The 15,616-nt window shown below is 54.6% G+C and carries 13 protein-coding genes; 2 read left to right on the top strand and 11 right to left on the bottom strand.

All coding sequences use genetic code 11. The annotated features are described in order from the left end of the window. Window positions 1-43: 43 nt before the first annotated feature. The 4 genes from JRJ26_09590 to JRJ26_09575 form a co-directional block, all read right to left on the bottom strand. Window positions 44-877: a carbohydrate ABC transporter permease gene (locus tag JRJ26_09590; GenBank protein MBW2057732.1), complete on the bottom strand. Its 834-nt coding sequence runs from the start codon at window positions 875-877 to the stop codon at window positions 44-46. Next, the gene (locus tag JRJ26_09585; GenBank protein ID MBW2057731.1) at window positions 874-1,860 is read right to left on the bottom strand and encodes a sugar ABC transporter permease; all 987 of its coding nucleotides are present in this window, start codon (window positions 1,858-1,860) and stop codon (window positions 874-876) included. Before JRJ26_09585 ends, JRJ26_09590 begins: the two co-directional genes overlap by 4 nt. A 68-nt stretch (window positions 1,861-1,928) precedes the next feature. Beyond that, the gene (locus JRJ26_09580) at window positions 1,929-3,260 is read right to left on the bottom strand and encodes a sugar ABC transporter substrate-binding protein (protein ID MBW2057730.1); all 1,332 of its coding nucleotides are present in this window, start codon (window positions 3,258-3,260) and stop codon (window positions 1,929-1,931) included. A 182-nt stretch (window positions 3,261-3,442) separates the two neighbouring features. Then, the gene (locus JRJ26_09575) at window positions 3,443-4,240 is read right to left on the bottom strand and encodes an alpha/beta fold hydrolase (GenBank protein MBW2057729.1); all 798 of its coding nucleotides are present in this window, start codon (window positions 4,238-4,240) and stop codon (window positions 3,443-3,445) included. 295 nt (window positions 4,241-4,535) lie between these two features. On the opposite strand from JRJ26_09575, the gene JRJ26_09570 reads away from it, so the two are divergent. Beyond that, on the top strand, window positions 4,536-4,679 hold the full coding sequence (locus tag JRJ26_09570) for a helix-turn-helix domain-containing protein (protein ID MBW2057728.1): 144 nt from the start codon (window positions 4,536-4,538) through the stop codon (window positions 4,677-4,679). Between the two features lie 37 nt (window positions 4,680-4,716). On the opposite strand, the gene JRJ26_09565 is transcribed toward JRJ26_09570, so the two are convergent. From JRJ26_09565 to JRJ26_09535, 7 genes are all read right to left on the bottom strand, one after another. Further along, window positions 4,717-6,069: an HlyD family efflux transporter periplasmic adaptor subunit gene (locus JRJ26_09565; GenBank protein ID MBW2057727.1), complete on the bottom strand. Its 1,353-nt coding sequence runs from the start codon at window positions 6,067-6,069 to the stop codon at window positions 4,717-4,719. Between the two features lie 68 nt (window positions 6,070-6,137). Further along, window positions 6,138-7,904 carry an ABC transporter ATP-binding protein gene (locus tag JRJ26_09560; protein ID MBW2057726.1) on the bottom strand — a complete coding sequence of 589 codons (1,767 nt, stop codon included), beginning with the start codon at window positions 7,902-7,904 and terminating at the stop codon, window positions 6,138-6,140. Between the two features lie 125 nt (window positions 7,905-8,029). Beyond that, entirely contained in the window at window positions 8,030-8,746 is a 717-nt protein-coding gene (locus JRJ26_09555; protein ID MBW2057725.1) for a CPBP family intramembrane metalloprotease, read from the bottom strand. Window positions 8,747-8,920: 174 nt separating this feature from the next. Further along, a complete protein-coding gene (locus JRJ26_09550) occupies window positions 8,921-9,238 on the bottom strand; it encodes a hypothetical protein (GenBank protein ID MBW2057724.1) in 318 nt (105 codons plus the stop codon). Window positions 9,239-9,437: 199 nt separating this feature from the next. Beyond that, entirely contained in the window at window positions 9,438-12,941 is a 3,504-nt protein-coding gene (locus JRJ26_09545; protein ID MBW2057723.1) for a radical SAM protein, read from the bottom strand. 100 nt (window positions 12,942-13,041) lie between these two features. Then, a complete protein-coding gene (locus JRJ26_09540) occupies window positions 13,042-13,632 on the bottom strand; it encodes a GNAT family N-acetyltransferase (GenBank protein ID MBW2057722.1) in 591 nt (196 codons plus the stop codon). Then, a complete protein-coding gene (locus tag JRJ26_09535) occupies window positions 13,629-14,165 on the bottom strand; it encodes a GNAT family N-acetyltransferase (protein ID MBW2057721.1) in 537 nt (178 codons plus the stop codon). The genes JRJ26_09540 and JRJ26_09535 overlap by 4 nt, the downstream gene beginning before the upstream one ends. Window positions 14,166-14,444: 279 nt before the next feature. Between JRJ26_09535 and JRJ26_09530 the strand changes: the two genes are divergently transcribed. Continuing rightward, window positions 14,445-15,413: a transposase gene (locus tag JRJ26_09530; protein MBW2057720.1), complete on the top strand. Its 969-nt coding sequence runs from the start codon at window positions 14,445-14,447 to the stop codon at window positions 15,411-15,413. Window positions 15,414-15,616 lie beyond the last annotated feature (203 nt).

Below are 15,616 nucleotides of genomic sequence, written 5' to 3'. Positions count from 1 at the left end.
TTCCGGGAAGCACGGCCTGCCCCTCGGCAAAGGCTCCTTACTTTTACTTCTCCCCTGTCACGGCGAAGATGAAACCTGCCAGAAGCTTTCTCTGGATGAGGAGGAAGAAGAGCAACATGGGGGCTGTGATCAGTACGGCCGAAGACATGAGCATACCCCACTGGAGGGTCTGCCCCTCTGCCAGTTCCTGTACCCCCAGCGGAAGGGTCTGCATCTTCTTGACCGCGATCAGGGTGAAGGCGAAGACGTAGTCATTCCATGAAAAGGCGAAGATGACGATACCCGTCGCGGCGATCCCGGGCAATGCCAGCGGCAGAACGATCCGGAGAAGTGCTCCCAGGCGGCCCGTCCCATCCACCAGAGCTGCTTCGTCGAGGGTGGTGGGTATGTTGTTGAAATAGGCTGACAGAATCAGGGTGGCAAAGGGCAGCATAAAGGTCGAGTGCCCCAGGGCCAAGCCGACGTACGTACTGGTCAATCGAATCCGGCTGAAAACCAGAAGAATGGGGATCACCAGCAGAACCGGCGGAATCGTATAGATGATCAGCATGACCCGTTCGAAGCTCCATCGGTGGCGGAACCTGGAGAGGCTGTACCCCGCCAGGGTCGAAATCGTCAGGCAGATGGCAGTGGCGATGACAGCCACGATGACGCTGTTGAGGAACTGCTCGGCGAAATTGGTCCTTTCAAAGAGCTCCCGGTAATGGGCGAGGGTAAGGGAAGCCGGGAGAATCCGGTCACTGAACAGATCCTTGTCCGGGCTGAACGATGAGAGGGCCATCCAGAGGTAGGGGAAGGCAACGAAGGTGGTGGGAAGGAGCAGGGTCGCGATTGTTCCTACTATCTGGATTCGCTTTCTGGTCTCGGCGGTGATCATTTCTTGGTCGACCTCAGGTAGATGAGCATGGGCACCAGCAGCACCAGGAGTCCGGCGACCGAGGTGGCCGATCCCAGTCCGATGTCGAATTCCTGAAACGCCTGGAGGTAGCTCAGGATAGGGAGGTGTTGGGTAGCCCCAGCAGGACCTCCGCCTGTGAGCAGCCAGATGACGTTGAAGTTGTTGAACATCCAGATCCCCCTGAGGATGATCACCACGAAGAGAACTTCTCTGATCTCGGGCAGGGTGATATGGAAGAACTGCTGGACCGGTGAGGCACCGTCGACCCTGGCTGCCTCATATAGTTCCCCGGGAATCGCCTCGAGTGCCGGAACAAAGAGGAGGATTGTAAAGGGGAAGAACCGCCACACCGAGACGAGGACGACCGAAAACATGGCCCGGTCAGGGTCGAACCAACCAACGGCTTGATCCAGTATTCCCATAGAGACGAGTGCACGGTTGACGATTCCGAAGACATCATTGAACATCCATTTGAAGATCAGGACCGCGACGATGGTGGGGACCAGATAGGGGAAGGTGACAATCGCCCGGAAATAGTAATTCCCCTTGAATTTTCGGATCAGAAGAAGCGATGTGGAAAGACCCACGGTAATCTGAAAAACGACGCAGCTTCCAGCGTAGACGATGTTGTTGATCAGACTCTCCCAGAACTCCTCGCTTTCCACCAGGTACCGGTAGTTCAGCAAGCCGGTGAAATTCCAGGATGTGCTGAAGAGTTCCCGATCCGTAAAGCTGAGCACGAAGGCGTAAATGATGGGAAAGAGCTGGATTCCGGCGACCATGACGAACAGCGGGATCAGCAGGGAGTAGCTGAACAACTTTTGTCTCTTCTCGAGGGCAAAATCCATGGTTGCGAGTCCAGCGGGGGCAGAATAGGCCCCCCTCTGAATCAGGAAAATCCTCCCACGAACGATCCCGGTCCAGAACCACAACTCTAAAGCGGAAAGCCCGTAGACGCTCATCCCCTTGGAAAAGCACAACAGGCCTTCCGCTTCCTGTTAGTCCGGAGTGTCCAGCGGTAGGGTGGCCATTACTTCTTCTTGGCCACGAGCCTCTTCATCCGCTTGGCCGCCTTTGCAGCGGCTTTCTCGGCTGAGAGCTTCCCCAGCACCACTTCCTGAACACAATCCGTAATCAGGAGTCTCTGGTTGATGATGGTCGTGTTGGGTTGGAGAATCCCCGGATGTTCCATGACCGGATCGATGGCCGTCTTGCTGAGATCGATATACTTCTCGATCAGAGGCTTGTACTTCACGATCTGCTCACCGGCCCAGTAGTCCTTGTCCGCGATGACCGGCTTTTCCCCCGGAACCTGGTAAGTCTGGTCCGTGGTCAGATACCACTGGGTCATGCGCTTGGGTTCATGGAAAAACAAGAGGAAATCCTTTGCCAATTCCGGGTTGCGGCAGTCTTTCAGGACCGCCCATTCGACGTTGACCCACCGGGCCTTGGGCTTCTGGCTCGACAGGCGGGTGGGAACGGCTGCGATGGCCGTCCCGTTGGCCACGGTCGGGTTGATGCGGATCGCCTTTGCAAACGGAGCCATCCCGGAGTACATGGTCATGGCGACCTTATCCTGCGAGTAAGTCTCCACCAGTTGGAGCCACGAGTAATCGGTCACCCCCGGAGGCGCGTACTTGTAAAGCTCCTTGAAGAACTTCAAGGTCTGGACGGTCTCCGGCGAGTTGAAAACCACACGGCCATTCTTGTCCAACACGTGTCCTCCGTTGGACCAGAGGAAGCTCATGAAGAAGACGCCCACACAGTATTCCCTCTTGAGGGGCAGAGATATGCCGTACCGGTCTATTTTTCCATCTCCATCCAGATCCTCGGTCAGGGCCTTGGCCGCGGCAAGAAGATCATCCCAGGTTCTAGGCTCTTTGAGGCCTTTTCTTTCGAAAAGGTCCTTGCGGTATTCGAGATGGATGACCATGGAACCGGAGGGTACGGCCCAGTAGTGGTTGTCGACTTTGACGTACCCTGGAAGGGGAAGAAAATAGTCGTCTCCGCCGAGTTTCTCGATAACGTCGTCAACCGGCATGAGCCATCCCTCACGTTGAAGGGTCCAGACCTGGCCGGGGATGACATAGATGATGTCCGGCGCGCTGCCCGCCGCCTTCATGGCCGTGATTTTGGCAAGAGAGCCGCCCCAGGGAACCTTGTCCATGACGATCTCCACTGCCGGGTTCAGCTTCTCGTACTCATCGATGAGGTACTCCATCCTTTCTATCATCGGTGCATAGGGCTGAGTAAAGAGTATCCGCAACTTGCCCTGCTGTGCGGCAAAGCTGCCTCCCGCGAAAACCAGGAGGGCAATCCCCACGGCGATACCTGCCATCCAACTGATCGGTCGCTTCTTCATTTTCACACCTCCTTCTGCGTTTCCCCCTGTATAGCACAGGGCTAAAGTATTGTCAAATGCTATTTTCCTGGGGTTTCCTTGCCTGTGGGGAAAACACCCGATGTCAGGAACCGGTCCAGCAATACATTGAATTCCTGAGGAGTTTCGAGCATGGGGAAGCGTCCTGTTTGCGGTGAATCCGCTTAGGCATATCTCTTCAAGAAATCGAGGGTGACCCTGTTGAATTCCTCAGGATGTTCGACATTGTGAAGGTGGCCGCCCCCCTCAAAGATGACGAACTCGGCATGGGGGATCACCTCGGCCACTTCACGACCGTACATTGGAGGCACAGCCACGTCGAAGCTTCCCACGGTCACCAGGGTGGGAGCCTGAATCTGGTGGAGGCGACGGAGGGCATCGTGGTTCAGATCCGCCCTGTACTGGCCCTTGAGCATCTCGGGAGAGGGTAGCTTTTCGACTATGGAGTCGATCCTGTCAGTCACACGATCTGGATACCGGTCCATGTACTCGGGTGTTATGAACCAGAGGACGTTCATCTCATAGAAAGACCTCAGATCGAGTCTGTCCAGGAGGCGGATCTGAGCCTCGAACTTTCGCGCAATATAGCCGTGTGCCCTCCCCCAGGTCCCATGGAGCTGAAGGGTCTGGACGAACTGGGGCCGCATGAGAGCCAATTCCTGGGCGATGCACGATCCAAGGGAGAGGCCTGAAACATGGGCCCTTTCCACCCCGAGGGCATCCGCAAGGGCCAGGGTATCCTCTGCCATGAGGCGGGTTGTGAGTGGGCCGTCAGGTGCCTCGGTCTTGCCTGTTCCCCGGTTGTCAAAGCATATGCATTCAAACCTCTCCTGGTACGCCTCGATCTGGGGATCCCAGCAGGAGTGGTCCAGGCCTGTCCCCATGATAAGGAGGAGAGGCGGTCCTTTACCGACGCGCTTGTAATAGATCTTGATACCTGTCCGCACCGTGACATGGGGCATGTCATTCCTCCTCGTCCGGAACGGCTTCCCGCCGCCCGGGCCGCCTATCGGGTCCGAAGGTCTCCTGATGTGCTGTATGTTATGCCCGGCTATATATGCTGAGCGTTCGCCATCCCGGAACAGAGGGGAGTATAGCATACTGGCGGGATTTGTAAACTCTTGCCTTGGCACCTAGGGGCACCTAGGGGCACCTAGTAGGGTCAGGTCTTGAATTATAAGATTCTACGGACTAGGATGAGGCACTATGGCAAGACCGCTTTGCCTCTAGCCCCCCCTTGGAAGAGGTGCTGTTTGGATTGATGGCGAGAGACAGGGTGGAACAGAACAGGGCGATTCGACCGCGTGCCTGGAGTATGGGTTTACGCTTACGGAAATAGCCAGACATTTGGGAGTCCATTACAGCACAATAAGCAAGATTGTAAATCAACGTTCAGGATGAGGTGATAATTCAAGACCTGACCCCGAGTTCTCCGGCTTTAGAGATGGATTCTGTCTGGGATCAGCTTTCCCTTTATCCTCAACACCCTTCTCAGCAAGAAATTGGCAAGTCTCTCCCTGCGGGTGATGATCTCCACCTCAGCCGAGAAGCCCGGCTTTATCTCGTACACGTCTCCGAAGATTTCCATGGTGTATGGCTCTGCCAGGCTGAGCACGACCGGGAAAGAACCTTCCTCGGCCGGGACCTGATTGCCCAAAAGACCGGGCACCTTCTCTCCTGTTCGCTTTTCTGCAGGAGGGCGGGTTTCATTGACATCTGCCCCCACTTGAATCACCACTCCCTTGAAGAGCTTATACTCCCCCTTTGGAAAGGGCTTTATCTGAACTCTCGCCTCCTGGCCCACCTCCACCAGGGGAAAGTCTCTCTCTGGCACATTGCAATCGATTGTGTACTGGCGACTATCTCCTAGGCGCAAGACGACCTCCCCTTCGGCCACCGCCTTGCCTACGAGATGTTCCGGATCATGGGTGAGTATATACCCGTCCATGGGAGCCCTAACATGGGTGAGGTTCAGATGTTCTTTCAGTACGGCGAGCTGCCTCTCTTCTCTGGCAAGGGCCTTGAGGGTACTCTCGATACCACGGCGCAACATATCTAGTTCATTCCTACGCGCAATGGTCCTGGCCAGTACGGCCTCGCAGCGGTCTACCTCGGCCCTGGCGGCGGCAATCTGATCAGCGTCGTATTTGTTGCGCAAGAGTTTCAACTCGTCCCGGGCCAGGGTCACATCTACCTCGGAGAGTCTCTTTTGATGCAGTGCCTGCTCAAACTCGATTCGAGGGACCACCTTGAGGGAATAGGCCTTCTCCATCCGTTTGTAGTCTTTTCTTGCCTTTTCCAGGCATCTGACGGCGCGGAGGATCTTACGTCTGGCAAGGATGACTTCCTCGGGCTTGGGCCCCTTCAGACTGATTCGGTAGTTGGCCTGGGCCGCCACCAGAGCCGCTCTGGCCTCATCAATGGCAGCAGCTATCTTCTCCTGCGTCAAGAACAACTGGCTCCTCAGCTTGGCGACCGTAATTCTCATTTCGGCTATCTTCAGCTCTGTGGCATCTACCTCCAGTTTTCGTTCCCTTTCTTCCAGGCTGAAAAGCAGCTTGCCCTCTCGAACCCACTCACCCTCCCTGACCGCCATCTTCTCAATAATCCCCTCGATCTCCGGCTTGATGTCGATCCAGTTACCGCATGTGACCGAGCCCCGGCCACGGGCTGTAACATCGATCTGGAAAAACCAGAGCAGCGCGAAGATCATGGTCATAAGAAGGATCAACACTAAGAGGAACATTCTCAAGAGATGGTTGACAATAGTAAACCTCAACTTGAACCTCATGGATCCCTCACCCCCTTTGGCATCCCATTCCCAGAACCGGATCCAGCCCCGGGGTTGCACCGCCTTTGTCAATGAAACACCGGAGCACCCCGAAAGAGCCTCCAGTACACCCCTCCCTGGTTCATGAGAGTGGGATGGTCTCCTTGTTCAACTATCCGGCCTTTGTCCATGACCAGAATAAGGTCTGCATCCTGAACCGTCGTCAATCTGTGGGCGATGACGAAGGTGGTCCGACCTTTGGTCAGCCTGGCAAAGGCCTCCCGAATCAGGGCCTCCGTCTTCATATCCACACTGGAGGTTGCTTCATCCAGTATCAGTATCGGCCGGTCAAGCAGAAACACCCGGGCCATTGCAATTCGTTGAAGCTCGCCCCCGGAGAGGGTGACGGCGTTTTCTCCCACCCAAGTATCATACCCGAGGGGGAACTCCGAGATAAAATCGTGAGCATTGGCGGCCCTTGCCGCTTCCACCACCTGATCCCGTGTGAAACTCTTCCGGCCGCAGGTGATGTTTTCGTAGATCGTGCCCACGAAGAGAAAGGGACTCTGCATGACAAGGCCGATCTTGGAGCGGAGGTAACCGAGAGACATGTTCCGAATGTCGATACCATCGATGGTGACCGAGCCGGTCCAGGGATCATAGAAACGGGGGAGCAGGCCAACCAGGGTGGATTTGCCGGCTCCCGTCTTCCCCACTATCGCCACCTTGGTTCCAGCAGGGATCTCGATGTTGATATCTTTGAGAACCGGTCTGTCGGGCTGATAGCCGAAACTGATCCCCCCGTAGGCCACACGGCCGTGAAAGTCTCTGATCCTTACGGGTCGTGAGGGTTCCGTCACTTCCGGTTTCGAATCGTAGACCTCATAGAACCTCTTTGTGTAGACCAGGATTTCCTGGATGGGGACCATGAGGCCGACCAGGCTGGTCAGCGGGTTGTAGAGGTAACCTATGAAGGTCGTAAAGGCCATCAATTCCCCCACGGTCATCCGCCCCGTTATCACCAGGGTCGCCCCATACCAGGTATAGAGAAGCGTCCCTACCGCTGCAACCAATGATCCCACCAACTCCTGGAGATTGCCCAACACCCGCGTGTTCATGTCGAGTTTACGGAACTGGAGATAGACATGCTTGATCCTCTTCATAATCCGGTCCTTTATGCCCAGCGCCTGAATCTCCCTGATTCCCGAGACGAACTCGTAGTTCTTGGCCGACATTTCAGCCCGTTTTTCCGCTGTCAGCCGGGCGTATCTCTTGACCACCTTGGAGAGGACAAAAAAAGAGAATGCCAGCCAGGGCAGGGTGAATCCTGCGAGCAAGGCCAGCTTCCAGTTCATGAGGAAGACGATAAAGGGAACGATGGTGAGGTAAAGCATATTGTTGATCAACTTGTTGAGAATCTCTACCAGCAACCGGCGTGACTCGGAAGCGTCACGAAGCCTCGACAGGATCTCTGGGACTTCCCTGGAATCGTAGAAGGAGAAGGAGAGATCCTGAAGATGCTTGTAGAACCCGTAGCGGATATCAAAGGCCATAGCATGTTCGACATAGGAGATGTAGTATCTTCTTAGTGCAGAGAGAACGGATCGAACAGCGGTCAAGAGGAAAGTACCCAGGAGAATGACCGGAAGCAGAGAACCGTCCTGCCGCAGCATCACGTCATCGATCAGAACTTTGGTAAGCCACGGATACGGAAGGGAAAGCACCGTCAAGATCAACCCGCTGAAGACAAAAACGGTGATGTTCTTCCAATAGGGTTTCACAAGAACCAGGAACTTGAAGACGTTTCGCAGGTTCTCGCGAAACCTCAACGAACCGGCTGAGCTTGCAGCTTCCATTCGATCTTTTCGAAGCCCTGAGATCAACCTCCAGGGTGGCCGAGAAACCCGGCAATGAAAAACACGAGCAGAGAACTTTCCCTCTCAGTTGATTTCAAGACATCAAGGTTCATGTCTGGATGTAATCATTGGAACAAGACAAAATAGAATTGCCTGAATATGAGAAAAACGAAATTGTTCGTCGCATGAATCACCATGCAACCGTATAATGAGTCTGTCGTTTCATAGAATATTGTGACTACAAATCCGAATATGACGACATTGAGTGCCTGAAAATTCGAGAGATGCCAGAGCAGAAATAATAGAACGCTACCTATCAGTCCTACCAGCACTCCATACTTGTTTCTGATGCCCCTAAAAACAAAACTTCTGAACCATACTTCTTCAGTAACTGGAGCAATCAATATCCCGTACAATAACAATACATAGAAAGTAACACGTTCGTATGGAATCGCCGCTGTATTGGGGAACCTATATGAGTAAAACAGAGAATTGAAGAGGCCGAGAAGAAGTCCGATAACTATCGATAATATCAAATACTTCCTATTAAGAGAACTGCGGAATAGTAAAGCCCAGCCGTCTTTATACTTTGTCATCATTCTCTTCAGAATATAGAAACATATGAATATGGATACGATATCAAAGAGGAGATATACGAACAGCGGCTTGATCAAGAGGTACCTGCCGGCCAGATACCTGCTCGCGTGACGGAATTGCAATCCCATGAGAAAATACAATGCCAAGACGAAACAAAAAGATATAACATCCTGCACACGCCATGGAACGGGCACCCTGGCATTCTTCTTGCTCGGAAAAGCGGTATCGCCGTTGCCGGTTCTCACGCCCAAGCTCCTTACTACGATTGGATACGCGGGTTAATCGCCGCAAGACATGCCCGCATGTCCGCGGGCAATCCTGTTCCCGATCTTCTTAATGCTCGCCTGGCCTCTGAAGAGAGAACCATCAAAGAATCCTCACCCCGGGAATACGACGCCCCGGGGTGAGAAGACCGCGTGTTACAGACACGGAACGGCATCGGGCCCCTGGCAGCCGGCTATGCCTCCTGCAATGGCTCCACCGGCAATCGCACCTATAGGGCCTCCTATCATGCCACCGATACCAGCTCCGACCACCCCTGCCTGGATGCCGTGATCCACCGATTGCAGACCCTGGCCGGCTATCCCGTGGCAGTTCCCGCACGCATGGCCATTACCTGCGACGCCGTCCTCACCGCAGGGGCCACCCGGGCCGGGTGCTACGTTGGTGGGAAAACTACTCTTTTTCACTACAGAGATGACTTCTCTTGTTTCAAGCCTCAGTCTCTTCTTGCTCATTCCTGCCTCCTTTCTCTCATAATGGTTCGCACACTACTCCGGGACAGACTCCGCAGAGCATGGTCTATCACCCCCTTTCTCCACCCGTGATTCTGCTCCGAAATGTCCCCACTCCCGTCTTGCACGACCAGCCGACCAGGCCCGTTCGGCTCCGTGGGTAAAATCTTGGAAAGCGGATCCCCAAAACAGCAAACAAAGGCTAGAGCAGAAAGTTCTCGACCAGTGCCCTGAATACGGCCTTTTCGAAACGGCAGTTCTCCGTGGGTTGAAGCAGATCCCCCTTGGAGGCTACGGCATCGGCAGCGCAACCCCCGGCACAGAAAGCCTCGATGTCGCATCCCCGGCAGCCGGGGATGTTTCCGGCCACCCTCTGGACGAGGTTGGCGTAGGATTCGGACTTGAAGACCCTCTCCAGATCTTCAATATGGCCGAGTTTCATCTGTAATGCCCCGCAAGGGTATACCTCCCCGCTGGGATAGACACACAACTCTTCTCCCATGGCCCGGCAGTAAACCCCTGGGGTCCTTTCGCCCAGAAGAACCCGAAAGGGGAAGCTGAGCATCCCTCCCCCGACATAGACCCCTTGCCGGTGGGCGTACTCGATGGCCTCTATGATCCTTTTGAGCTTGTAATCGAGGGGTTGTGTATCGATTCCATGGCGGGAGACGACGCAGAGGCTCTGGAGGGCGAGTGGGATCCTGCAGTCGAAGTCGGCAGCCTTACCGGCCGAATAATCGACCAGTTCCCTGAGATGATCGTAATTGTGATCGCCCAGAGTGGCCTCTATACCCACACGGCAGCCATGGGCAAGCAGCCGGTCCAGGTTCCGGTCGACGACGGCGAAGGAACCCTGCCCTGACCGAAACCTGCGGAACGTATCGTGAACCGCCCCGACACCATCCAGGCTCACCGCCACGCCGACCTGCTTCTCCGAGAGCCGTGCCGCCATTTTGTCCGTGACAACGGTAGCGTTGGTATTCAGGACGTAATCGATCTCGACCCCTCCGGCGAGTGTCTCCACATGTTCGAGTATCCGTTCAATGAGTCCCCAGTTGAGCAGCGGCTCACCGCCGAAGAATCGAATCAGGGAGCGGTGATGCCCGTGTCGTTCGATGAGCTCGAAGAAACGATCCAGGGTCCTCTTTGCCGTGGACCAGTCCATCAGCCCGTCGCCCGTCCGGCCGTCTCCGACGTAGCAATAGGCGCAAGACATGTTGCAGAAGTTGCTGACATTGAGGCGCAGCTTGTCGATCAGGCCCCCGCTCTCGACATACGCGCGGTCGAATCTCCGGTAGGCTCTGTTTTCCTCTGCCTGGTGCCTGAAAACGACCAGCCCCTTCTCGTACAGGTCGGCAATCGTGGAGTCGAGTCCGGTGGTATCGTATTGGTCTGCGATTTGGCGAAGGGTCTTACCCTCCTGCAGAGAATCCAGCAGCTCTAGGGTGTCCCCTGTGGTTACCAGTCCCTGCCCGTAAAAGGCGTTGTAGGCCAGCGCGCTTTCTCCTTTCCGGATGATCCTCAGATTCTTGGAGGGAACCAGCCTTCTGCCATTGCCGTAAAAGGGTTTCCTTCCAGGCGAGACAAGCCCCAAATCCCCGAGCCAGAGCTCTTCCGCATCATCAAGGGAGCGCCCGCCCTGTTGTTCGAACACGGACCTGAAATCCCTACTCATTCCGGTGGATTGGACAATCGCCATCAATTTCTTCTCCCCCACCAGACCTGCCAGATAGCTCACGAAGCTGTGGGATTGCCGATAACAGAGATTCTCTCTGACCCTGGAATCATCCAGGTCGAGGAGGCTATGCCTCACGAGGGCCTCCATTTCCCGAAAGCCGTACACCCCTTTCTCTTTCGCCAGTTCCCTGAATACACCGGGCATGTAAGGCCGGCTGTAGTATTCACACAACCCCTCTTCCACCCAGACCGGGAGGGGGCCTCCCAACTCGCCGAGAAATATATGAACCAACTCATGGGCCATCCCGGCGAAGAAGTCGGAACTCTCCCGATCTTTCCGAAGGATCTTCTGTGAATCCACCACCAGGATCCGCCTGTTCGTAACAAACGCCTCGACCCATTCAGGCAAAGGGGAATCGCCCCAGAGTTCTCTTAACTCCTCCCGGCCCTCGGAAAACAGTATCAGGACCTTCTTCTTGAGTGGAGGGAGGCCCCGGCTCACCAAGAACCGGTGGACCTGCTCCATCAGATCAGCGAATTGACGGGCGAGAAAGCCTCCACCAGGCGGGTAATGGGCGGTGAAGTGCTCCCCCTGAAAAACCCTCTTGTCTCTTCCCCAGCCCCGTTTTTCGAACCATTCAGCTTCTTCATCTGTGTCCTCGGAGTGCAAAAACCGGATCTCGACAAGGCGGGCTACTGTCTGCCCGAGGTCGGCTGAGCAATACCGTTCTGACAGGGCCTGCGGAGCCGTTGGTTCCCTGAACAAATCCAGTAACTCGAGCAGACCGGGGGTGGCCTGGGCCGAGGTTCCAGCCAGCCTGTGAATGATGACCTGATCCCCGCCCTCCCATTTCCGCACCAGGTGTCTTGAGGCCACAAGCCTCTGGCGGGCCGGCAGCGGCACCCCTGCTGATTCTCTTCCGGCGAGCTCTTCTCTTATCGCTCTGGCCAACCGACATTCTCTTTCATAACCGGCGGACTCGCCCGTGTGGTACATCACCATCGCCTTCAAATAGGCGTTACACGACGGCGCAAGGTCGCAGTCCCGGCAAGTCTCCGTCTCTCTTTCCCACTCCCTCATAGTCTCCTCGTAGAGAGGCGAGGAGAGTACCTCCTCCATGCATCTCACATGGCCGAGGCTCCTTTCAGGGTAAGGGGGGAAGTAGACATGCCCCGGTGGATCGACGACAAGACCAAAGGGGTAGTCCCTGGAAAAAGCCGTGCTCCCTGGGCCGTCGATGGCTCTTTTCCAAGGACCGCCCACGGAGACCCCCCTCTTTCGGCCGTACTCCACAGCCTCGACAATGGTTCTGGCCACCTCTGTCCTGTCCATCTGATCGATGGCATTGATTTCAGGGCTATCGATGAGGGCTAGGTAGATCCTGTCGGCCCCTGTCTGCCATGCGAGATCAATCAGTCCTTTCAACGAGGATAGATTCGCCTCGGTCAGGCACGAATCCAATTGGAGACGGCACCCGAAGGCTCTAATGATCTCAAGAGATTCCCTAACCCTGTGATGGACGGGGCGCCCGGACTTGAATCTCCTGTAACGATTGGACGATCCGTCCGGTCCGTCCAGACTGATGTGCACGTCAACGTTCCATTCTTTTAGAAGCCGCACGATTTCCGGTGTCAGAAGGGTGCCGTTGGTATTGAGTATCCAGTGTAGATTTTCCCTATCCGTGAAGATCTGCTCGCCGTGACGCAACGCCTGCCTGATCGTTTTCCAATTCAAGAGCGGTTCTCCGCCGTAGAAGCCGATTCTCACGTGGGCGTTGCCCTGGATCCTGGTCAAACGTGCGAAAGCGTCAAGAGCAGCGGTGGCCACCCCCAGATCCATCAGCCCGGGGCTCCTCTTGCCCGACACTCTTCCATCTTTGAAGACATGACAATAGGTGCAACGTTGGTTACAGAGGTTGGAGCACTGGAGCCGGAGACTATAGATCCTCCGGCCTACAGGGTCTTGGTTGAAGGCTGTTTCTGTGAACCTCCCTCCTTTCCCGGCCTGAGCAGCTTTCTCCTCGATCATCTCCGGCAACCCGTCCTCGGTCGTCACATCCGGTTTGGCAAGGTGACGAAAGGTTATAACCCTGTTGTCTCCGTGGGGAGGAACCCCCTTATCGCCTCCACTAGTCCCTGGATCCCGGCTGCGAAGCGGCCAGGTACCTCTGTCCTCTCCGGCCCTTTGAGGTTTTCAAATACGCCTCAAATTCTCGTTTGAGAAGCCCGTATATGTAAAGATCCCAATAGCGTCCGCCCTGGTAAACCGAGTTCCTGAGAACGGCCTCCCTTCTAAAACCGAGATGCTCGGTCAGGGTCTGTACTGTGGAGGCATACTCGAAAACCCGGCCGTAGATCTTGTGCATGTTAAGCTGGTGGAAGGAATACCGGGAGAGGAGGAATGCCGCTTCCACCCCGAAAAGCCCATTTCTCCTGGCCTGTTCCCCTACCATGATGTGGAGTTCACAGTGCCTGTTTCTCCAGTCGATCTTCTGCAAATACATGAGACCTACGGGTTCGCCCCTCTTGGTCTCAACCATGAAATCGAGGCGGTTGGGCGAGCCTATGTTCCTCCTGATCTCCTCCTCTACCTCGACAGGACTGTTCACGGGGAGTCGATCGTAGTAGCGCATGAGCTCTCCATCCGCCCACCACTTGAGAAGACAGGGTAGATCGCTCAGCCTCAACCTTCTCAGATTGACCCGTCGTCCCTTGATCAAACCTGCCACCTTCCGGCCGGTGTATTGCCAAAATCCTCCCTGAGCATGGCGTAGATCAGCAGATCTCTGTACATCCCTTCCCGAAAGAGGTGTTCCCGTAGTCTCCCTTCCAGAAGGAACCCGGCCTTTTCGAACGCAGAGATCTCATGACACGCGAATTCTGCCACAAAGGCCTGGACCCGAGACAGATTCATCTCGCCGAATAAGAACCCGAGGAGCGTCGAAAGGGTGTCCAGTGCATAGACCTGGTCAGGATCGCTTTCGCAGATTTGCAGTCCCAGTTCACAGAACCGGTTTTTCCACGCAACAGGCTGATACGAACATACACCCAAGGCTCTGCCTGCATCGTTCTCGATAAGGAAATCCCCTTTCCAGGCGAAATACTCCGCAAATCTCTCGTTCAGCTGGTCGTATGAGACAAAGGGCCGGATCTTGAGAAAAAGATACAGATCCCGTTCCTCATGCCAACTCCAGAGCTGCCAGAGATCCGCCTTTTCAATCCGTCTCAGATTTACCCTTCTGCCGGCAAGCATATCTTGTGTATTCCCAGAGCTTAGATGGTGCTTCAATTGATAGCTCGATGACTGCAGGAAGCCAGGCAGTGCTGTATCGGCGGCCCCAAGAAGAAAGGACAGCGAATCACGGTCCCGTGTGTAGCACAGAACCCCCGTTGTTGTCAAGGAAAAACCGCCGGGGTTTGCTGATCTTTGGAGAACGCCCTTATCCCCGAGCGACACTGGGGGTCAGCCCTTGACATTGGACATTCTGGCAGGTAAGATCCTTTCCCAACTAATGCGGAGGGGAACAGTCTCATGGCCAGACCACTGCGGATTGAATACGAAGGAGCTTTTTACCATGTAACAGCTAGGGGGAATGAACAAAGAAGAATATATCATGTGAGATCCGATTACGAAAAATTCAAGGATTATTTGCAAGAGGCACAGCAGAAATTTGGTTATCTGCTACACTGTTATGTCCTTATGAGCAATCATTACCATCTGATCATAGAGACCCCGATGGCCAATCTGAGTAGGGTGATGCACTATATCAATGGTTCCTACACCGTCTATCTCAACATCAAAAGAAAACGGCGTGGTCATCTTTTCCAGGGCAGATACAGGGCGATTCTTGTTGATCGGGACCGATATCTTCTTGAATTAAGTCGTTATGTGCATCTCAATCCGGTCCGGGCAGGGGTCGTGGCAAAGCCAGAGGACTACCCTCACAGTAGCTATCGGTCATACGCTTTCGGTGGGAACGATAATATTGTCCATTGTGATCTTGTTTTGGGGATGGTCTCCAAGGACCACAAGAAAGCCCGAAGAATGTACAGAAATTTTGTCGAGAAGGCCCTCAAGCAAGAGCCTGACAATCCGCTGGGAAACATATATGGTGGGGCGATTCTAGGCGGTCAGACATTTATCAGGGAGACCCTGAGCAAATTAAGGGATGGGATTCTTCAGAGACGAGAGGTCTCACACAGAAGGGTGTTGCAAGCCTCTTACGGATTTGATGAGATCATCGATGCGGTCTGTTCTGATTTCGAGGTATCCCGGGACGATCTCGTGACCGCTGGCGGCGAGTCGAGAGACATCGCCATCTACTTGATGAAAAGATTGACAGGCATGACCAACAGCCAAATCGGACAGCTCCTTGGCGGTCTCAGTTATTCAGGTGTGGCCAAGGTTCACCAGAGGTTCTCGACAAAGTTAGCAAGGGACGAGCCATTGAGAAAACGGATCAAGGCGATTAAGACCAATCTGTCCAATGTCAAGGGCTGACCCCCTATTCTTTCTCTATTCTTTCTCCCCTATTCTTCTCTTACTCCAAAAAATCGGCTCGGCTTTTGCGGCTTTTGTGGTCAGCTCCATTTTTTGTCATGCCATATTATAGACGCTGCTACTCCTCAAATACTCCATATTGTGGCGGAGCGTTACCTTTCCTATCAATCAATTTTGGAAACCCGTTTTCTTCCGGCTTCATT

The sequence above is a fragment of the Deltaproteobacteria bacterium genome, from assembly GCA_019308905.1.
Lineage (GTDB): Bacteria > Desulfobacterota > BSN033 > WVXP01 > WVXP01 > JAFDHF01.
This window is presented reverse-complemented; position numbering and strand designations above follow the sequence as displayed.

Coding starts and splice junctions, on each gene's coding strand:
- JRJ26_09535 (MBW2057721.1), bottom strand. CDS start 14,165: ATGCTTGCCGGCAGAAGGGTAAATCTGAGACGGATTGAAAAGGCGGAT.
- JRJ26_09580 (MBW2057730.1), bottom strand. CDS start 3,260: ATGAAGAAGCGACCGATCAGTTGGATGGCAGGTATCGCCGTGGGGATT.
- JRJ26_09530 (MBW2057720.1), top strand. CDS start 14,445: ATGGCCAGACCACTGCGGATTGAATACGAAGGAGCTTTTTACCATGTA.
- JRJ26_09545 (MBW2057723.1), bottom strand. CDS start 12,941: ATGATCGAGGAGAAAGCTGCTCAGGCCGGGAAAGGAGGGAGGTTCACA.
- JRJ26_09560 (MBW2057726.1), bottom strand. CDS start 7,904: ATGGAAGCTGCAAGCTCAGCCGGTTCGTTGAGGTTTCGCGAGAACCTG.
- JRJ26_09565 (MBW2057727.1), bottom strand. CDS start 6,069: ATGAGGTTCAAGTTGAGGTTTACTATTGTCAACCATCTCTTGAGAATG.
- JRJ26_09585 (MBW2057731.1), bottom strand. CDS start 1,860: ATGAGCGTCTACGGGCTTTCCGCTTTAGAGTTGTGGTTCTGGACCGGG.
- JRJ26_09550 (MBW2057724.1), bottom strand. CDS start 9,238: ATGAGCAAGAAGAGACTGAGGCTTGAAACAAGAGAAGTCATCTCTGTA.
- JRJ26_09590 (MBW2057732.1), bottom strand. CDS start 877: ATGATCACCGCCGAGACCAGAAAGCGAATCCAGATAGTAGGAACAATC.
- JRJ26_09575 (MBW2057729.1), bottom strand. CDS start 4,240: ATGCCCCATGTCACGGTGCGGACAGGTATCAAGATCTATTACAAGCGC.